This window comes from Peptacetobacter sp. AB800 (assembly GCF_047807365.1).
Classification (GTDB): Bacteria; Bacillota; Clostridia; order Peptostreptococcales; family Peptostreptococcaceae; genus Peptacetobacter.
Map to the genome: position 1 here is coordinate 79,127 of NZ_JBLOUI010000005.1, position 6,782 is coordinate 85,908.

General features: G+C 33.6%; 5 protein-coding genes. 4 read left to right on the forward strand and 1 reads right to left on the reverse strand.

Annotation, left to right across the window (positions count from 1 at the left end):
• Nucleotide 1 precedes the first annotated feature (1 nt).
• From ACK2WN_RS03545 to gpmI, 3 genes are all read left to right on the forward strand, one after another.
• Nucleotides 2-1,201: a phosphoglycerate kinase gene (locus tag ACK2WN_RS03545; protein ID WP_300529372.1), complete on the forward strand. Its 1,200-nt coding sequence runs from the start codon at nt 2-4 to the stop codon at nt 1,199-1,201.
• Nucleotides 1,202-1,246: 45 nt separating this feature from the next.
• Nucleotides 1,247-1,990, forward strand: a complete 744-nt coding sequence (tpiA, locus tag ACK2WN_RS03550) for a triose-phosphate isomerase (protein WP_118549319.1) — start codon at nt 1,247-1,249, stop codon at nt 1,988-1,990.
• A 67-nt stretch (nt 1,991-2,057) separates the two neighbouring features.
• Nucleotides 2,058-3,590 (forward strand): 2,3-bisphosphoglycerate-independent phosphoglycerate mutase, encoded by a 1,533-nt coding sequence (gene gpmI / locus ACK2WN_RS03555; RefSeq protein ID WP_329999876.1) that lies wholly within the window; start codon nt 2,058-2,060, stop codon nt 3,588-3,590.
• A gap of 623 nt (nt 3,591-4,213) precedes the next feature.
• On the opposite strand, the gene ACK2WN_RS03560 is transcribed toward gpmI, so the two are convergent.
• A complete protein-coding gene (locus tag ACK2WN_RS03560) occupies nt 4,214-5,935 on the reverse strand; it encodes an FAD-dependent oxidoreductase (protein ID WP_416154865.1) in 1,722 nt (573 codons plus the stop codon).
• Nucleotides 5,936-6,298: 363 nt separating this feature from the next.
• On the opposite strand from ACK2WN_RS03560, the gene secG reads away from it, so the two are divergent.
• Nucleotides 6,299-6,523, forward strand: a complete 225-nt coding sequence (gene secG, locus ACK2WN_RS03565; protein ID WP_329999879.1) for a preprotein translocase subunit SecG — start codon at nt 6,299-6,301, stop codon at nt 6,521-6,523.
• The last annotated feature ends 259 nt before the right edge of the window (nt 6,524-6,782 follow it).

The window sequence follows — 6,782 nt, forward strand, 5'->3', positions numbered from 1 at the left end:
TATGTCAATGCTTAACAAAAAAACAATCGAAGATATACAGGTTGCAGGAAAAAAAGTTCTAGTAAGATGCGACTTCAATGTGCCACTAAAAGACGGTGTAATAACTGATGAAAACAGATTAAATGGTGCATTACCAACAATAAAATATCTTATAGATCACAACGCTAGAGTAATACTTTGCTCACACTTAGGTAAACCAAAGGGAGAAGCTAAACCAGAATTATCTTTAGCACCAGTAGCAAAAAGATTATCTGAAATGTTAGGACAGGAAGTAAAATTCGCTGCAGATGACTGTGTAGTAGGAGAAAATGCTAAAAAAGCAGCTGCAGAAATGAAAGACGGAGAAGTAATACTACTTCAGAACACTAGATATAGAAAAGAAGAAACTAAAAACGAAGAAAACTTCTCAAAAGAATTAGCATCACTTGCAGAAATATTCGTAAACGATGCTTTCGGTACTGCTCATAGAGCTCACTGCTCAACAGTAGGTGCTGGTGAATTCTTAGAAGAAAGAGCTTGCGGATACTTAATACAGAAAGAATTAAAATTCTTAGGAGAAGCTGTTGAAACTCCAGAAAGACCATTCGTTGCAATATTAGGTGGAGCAAAAGTTTCTGATAAATTAGGTGTTATAAACAACTTATTAGACAAAGTAGACACACTTATAATAGGTGGAGGAATGGGATATACATTCCTTAAAGCTATGGGACATGAAATAGGAAACTCACTTTGTGAAGAAGATAAAATAGATTACGTAAAAGAAATGATGGCTAAAGCTGAAGCTAAAGGTGTTAAATTATTATTACCAATAGACGTAACTTACGCTGCTAAATTTGGAGAAAATGAAACTCCAATGATATCTGAAGGAAGAGATATACCAGCTGACTGTGAAGGTCTTGATATAGGACCAAAAACTGCTGAATTATTTGCTAATGAAGTAAAAGCAGCTAAAACAGTTGTATGGAATGGACCAATGGGTGTATTTGAATTCAAAAACTTCGCAAAAGGTACTGAAGCAGTAGCAAAAGCTATGGCAGAAACAGAAGCCGTTACTATAATAGGTGGTGGAGACTCTGCAGCAGCTGTTAACCAGATGGGATTCGGAGATAAAATGACTCACATATCTACAGGTGGTGGAGCATCTCTTGAATTCTTAGAAGGAAAAGAATTACCAGGTATAGCTTCTTTAGACGAAAAATAAGAAGAATATACTATAAAATAGATAAAATTTTGGAGGAATAAAAACATGAGAAAACCTATAATAGCAGGAAACTGGAAAATGAATAAAACTATAAAAGAAGCTTTAGAATTCGCTGAAGCAGTTAAAGGAAAAACTTGCCCAGATAAAGCTGAAGCAGTTATATGTGCACCTTTCACATTATTAAAAGACCTTAAAGAAGCAGTAGCAGGTACTGATATAAAAATAGGTGCTCAGAACATGCACTTTGAAGATAACGGAGCTTTCACTGGAGAAGTTGCACCAGCAATGCTTAAAGAAATAGGTATGGACTATGTTATAATAGGACATTCTGAAAGAAGACAGTACTTCAACGAAACTGATGAAACAGTAAACAAAAAAGTATTAAAAGCTTTAGAAGTTGGTATAGATCCAATAGTTTGCTGTGGTGAAACATTAGAAGAAAGAGAAGCTGACAAAACTAAAGATGTAGTTAAAGTTCAGGTTGAAGCTGCTCTTAAAGATGTAGCTAAAGAAGATTTAGCTAAAGTTGTAATAGCTTATGAACCAATATGGGCTATAGGAACTGGAAAAACTGCAACTTCAGAACAGGCAAACGACGTAATAGCTTACATAAGAGAAGTTGTTAAAGGATTATATGGAGAATTAGCTGAAGAAGTTAGAATACAGTACGGTGGATCTGTTAAACCTGCAAATGTAGCTGAAATAATGGCACAGAGTGACATAGATGGTGCATTAGTTGGTGGAGCAAGCTTAAAAGCTGAAGACTTCCTTGCATTACTTAACTTCTAATTAATACTATTAGATTAATTGCGATAAGTGATAGATTTAAGAGTATAGTTTTTAAGGAGATATAAATATGAAAAAACCAGTAGCATTAGTAATAATGGATGGATATGGATATTCTAAAGAACACGACGGAAATGCTATATACACAGCAAAAACTCCAAACTTAGATAGATTATCTACTGATTATCCATGCACTTTAATGAGAGCAAGTGGACTAGATGTAGGCCTTCCTGATGGACAGATGGGTAACTCAGAAGTTGGTCATACAAACATAGGTGCAGGAAGAATAGTATACCAGCCACTTACAAGAATAACAAAATCAATACAGGACGGAGATTTCTTCACTAATGAAGTTCTTTGTCAGGCAATGGAAAATGCAAAAGAAAATGCACTACACATAATGGGATTATTATCTGATGGTGGAGTACATTCTCACATAGAACATTTAAAAGGTCTTTTAGACATGGCAGCTAAAAAAGGAGTAGAAAAAGTATATGTTCATGCATTTACAGATGGTAGAGATACTGATCCAAGAAGTGCAATAGTATATGCTAAAGAAACTCTTGAAGCTATGAAAGAAGCTGGTGTCGGTGAATTTGCAACAGTATCAGGAAGATACTATGCAATGGACAGAGATAACAGATGGGAAAGAGTAGAACTTGCATACAATGCAATGGTTAAAGGTGAAGGAAATAAATCAGAATGTATATTAGATGCTATAGAAAAATCTTATGCAGATGATATAAACGACGAATTTATAGTACCTACAGTAATCGAAAAAGACGGTGAACCTGTAGCTACAATAAAAGAAAATGATTCTGTAATATTCTTCAACTTCAGACCAGATAGAGCAAGACAGATAACAAAAGCAATAGCTGTTAAAGATTTTGATGGATTCTCTAGAGAATTCTTCAAGACATATTTCGTATGCTTAACTGAATACGATGCAGCTATAAACGACGATGTTAATGTTGCATACAAACCTGAAACTCTTGTAAATACACTAGGTGAATACCTAGCTAAAAACGGAAAACTTCAGTTAAGAGCAGCAGAAACAGAAAAATATGCTCACGTTACATTTTTCTTCAACGGTGGTGTAGAAGAACCAAACGAAGGAGAAGACAGACTATTAATACCTTCTCCAAAAGTAGCAACTTACGATTTACAGCCAGAAATGTCTGCAAACGAACTACTTGCAAACGTAGAAGAAAAATTAAATGAAGATAAATACGACTTCATAGTTGTAAACTTCGCAAACCCAGACATGGTTGGACACACAGGAAGCATGGAAGCAGCAGTAAAAGCTGTTGAAACTGTTGACAAATGTGTTGGAGAATTAGCTGATAAGATAATAGCAAAAGGTGGAAGCTTAATAATAACTGCTGACCACGGTAACGCTGAACTTATGACAGATCCTGAAACAGGAAAAACTGTAACAGCTCACTCAACAAATCCAGTTCCATTTATAGTAGCTGGAGAAGAATTCAAAGGAGCAAAACTTCTTGACGACGGAAGATTATCAGACATAGCTCCAACAGTACTTGACATGATGGGAATGGAACAGCCAAAAGAAATGACTGGTCACTCTCTAATAGTTAGATAGTTTTAGTACTGGTTAATTAAAAATAATAGATATTGATATCTTTTCTGAGTATGGATTACATAAAAATATAATAAAATAATAAAACTTTAAAATTTATCCATCAAATAAATTTGTCTATACACAGAATAAGGTTAATATATACGGATAGAGTCATTGCAATTTGCAGTGGCTCTTTTTCTTTTGTTAAAAAATTTGTAAAAAAATAGGAAAATAAGTTAGGATTAAGTTAGTGACAATATAATTACAGATATCTTATTTGGAATAAAGGTATCAAATATATACATAATAATAAACATTGCTGTAAATGTATACTTAGATTATAAATAGCAAGATAAATAACTACTATTCTAGCGACACTTGCAAGTTACTCCAGTTATAAATATATAAAAATAAGATGGCGAAATTTTTATCGGCAATCTTTTTCGATTTACGAGTTTATAAAAAGAGTTGAGTATATTATATTGAAGCGACAATCTGGAGTCGATTTCATCTTTAAATTCGAACGGAGTTCGAACCAAAGAAGAAATCGACGAAGCCTGGAGCAAAATATAATATCTCAACTCTATTCTTAAAGATAAAATAAAAAGATGCCGATAAAAAATCGCCATCTTTTTTATATATTCTTATAACATTGATTTTCCTGAAGCCACTCTTCCCGCAATTCTTCCATAGAATAAAGCACTTCCGATTGATGTTCCACAAGTTGGATATTCTGTACCATACATACCAGTTCCTGCAACCTCTCCAGCTGCGAATAATCCTGGTATTGGATCACCATTATTATCTAAAACCCTTGAAGATAAATCAGTTTCAAGACCACCAAATGTAACTGTTACACAAGGATGTAATCTAAGTGCAGCAAATTTTGGTCCTTCTATTGGATGAAGGAATTTAGCAGGTTTACCAAAATCTTCGTCCTCACCTTTTTCAACTAATTCGCAATATCTATCGTATGTTGCTCTTAAAGTTTTTGGATCTATATGGATTTTTTCAGCTAATTCTTCTATACTATCTGCAACTTTATCTCTGCTAACACCATCTAAAGCCTGTTTAAATCCATACTGAACACCACCATAAGGCTCATTTCCGCTAGTTATATACCAACCGCAGTTGCTGTTAGAATTTGCAATAGCGTCTGAAACATGGTACTGATAGCTCCATTCATTTACAACACGTTCTCCTCTTTCATTGACAATTAATCCAGATTCGTCATTTATACCAATTCCACAAGTTAAGCTAGTATATACAACTTGAACACCTGGATGAACTAGGTTTTTAGCACCTATATTTTCTGCAGCAACTAGACCTTCACCAGTGTTGCTCTTTGGAGCAGTAGAGAAGTAGTGTGCAACTGGATATCTTGAACACATTTCTTTGTTTCTAGCATATCCTCCAGTAGTGATTATAACAGCGTCTTTTGCGTAAACAGTTAATTTTGAGCCATCTAATTTATCGCACACAGCACCGACAACTCTTCCAGATTCGTCAGTTAATAATTCTTTTAAAGCAGTATTGTAAATTATTTCTCCATTTAATTTATCTACATAGTGGTGAGTCATTGGAGTAGTTATTTCTCCACCCTGACCATTTGTCTGTCCACCACCGCCCATACTGTTGTGAACACGCCAAGGCTGAAGTGAAACGTGTATTGCTTCAACGTCCTGAACTTCGTACCCCATACCACATAGCCAATCTAAAGTATCATTTAAATTATCTACTAAGTATCTATTTTTAGAAGGGTTCATGAAATCTCCACGACGGTTACCAACTTCCATTAGATACTTGTAACAATCTTCTACAGTATCGTGAATTCCTTGTTTTTTCTGCCATTTTGTACCACATCCAAGAAGTTTTCCTCCTGAACGAGCAGTAGAACCACCTGTGATTCCTTGTTTTTCTATAAGTACAACATTTTTACATGCTTCTTTAGCTTCAATTGCAGCAGCTAAACCACCTGCTCCAGCTCCAAAAACAGCTATATCTACATTTAATATCTCATCTTTTACTTCTTTAACTAAAGGATATGGAACATTTTTTAAAGCTTCGATATCCTCGTCAGTAGCACCGGCTTCTTTTAAAGCACTTGCTACAGCGTCTAATATAGCCTGACTTGTAAGGTCTGCACCATTAACAAGAGGTATATTAAGTGATTGGAATTCTATAATCTGTGGTGGAATTACTTCTATTGGAGATGTTGGAAGATCCCAAGCAAGACCACGAACCTCTTTGTGTTTAACTATCTGAATATCAGATATTTTGTCTTCAGTTACAGTTACATTAACTACTAATTTTCCTCGATAACCACGAGCAGCACCTTCATAAGTGCCTGGAATATAATTTGCCATCGAAAAATCCTCCCTTTACAATACAAAAAATAATGCAATTCTTGTTAAAAATAAAACTATTTCTACATAATTGAGTATATAAGAAGGATTTTAAAAAGTCTATGTTGCAATATTTTGAAAAAATGCTATTTAATAAAAAAGATAGAAAATGTCATATAATGTATGAATATTTTAATAATTTTTGTCGTAGTAAATTATAATCAAATGTAAAATTTGTGACGTCTATTTTGTTGAACTTTTTTGATATGGGTAGATAATTTTTGAATTGAAAATTATTATTCAACTTTATAATTTGTTGAAAAATAGCGAAATATATGTTACACTAAAATGTAAGAATATATTCGATAAACAGGAGGGAACAGTATGATCAATGTTTTAATGGCGTTACAAGTTGCACTTGGTATAGCTTTAATAATAGTTATAATGCCACAGGAAAATAAAACTGCTATGCCTTCTCAGTATGGAGCAGAAGGAAATCAGACATACTTCAAACCAAAGGGAAAACAGGCATTCTTAAACAAAGTAACTAAAGTAGTGTCAGTTTTATTCTTTTTAAATGCACTAGCATTAATTATAGTTACAAAATAGTCTGCAACCGGCCATTGTTAGACTAGAGGATTTTAAAATTAAATTTAATTTTGAAGTTAGAGATACCGTTGATGTTATTAGATGTCGACGGTATTTTTTTATTCTTAAGGAAATTATAATAATTTAAAACTGTGGAAAACTTGTGTACAATAGTAATATGAATGTATTGAAAAAGCGAAAAGATGAAAAAATAATTAATAAAATATTAAAAAATCACTTCGAAGAATTTAAACTAAAATATTGGAATAAAGTTAGAAGA

Bases quoted from the DNA above. Each gene is read 5' to 3' on its own strand.
- secG (WP_329999879.1), top strand. From the start codon at position 6,299: ATGATCAATGTTTTAATGGCGTTACAAGTTGCACTTGGTATAGCTTTA.
- ACK2WN_RS03545 (WP_300529372.1), top strand. From the start codon at position 2: ATGTCAATGCTTAACAAAAAAACAATCGAAGATATACAGGTTGCAGGA.
- ACK2WN_RS03560 (WP_416154865.1), bottom strand. From the start codon at position 5,935: ATGGCAAATTATATTCCAGGCACTTATGAAGGTGCTGCTCGTGGTTAT.
- tpiA (WP_118549319.1), top strand. From the start codon at position 1,247: ATGAGAAAACCTATAATAGCAGGAAACTGGAAAATGAATAAAACTATA.
- gpmI (WP_329999876.1), top strand. From the start codon at position 2,058: ATGAAAAAACCAGTAGCATTAGTAATAATGGATGGATATGGATATTCT.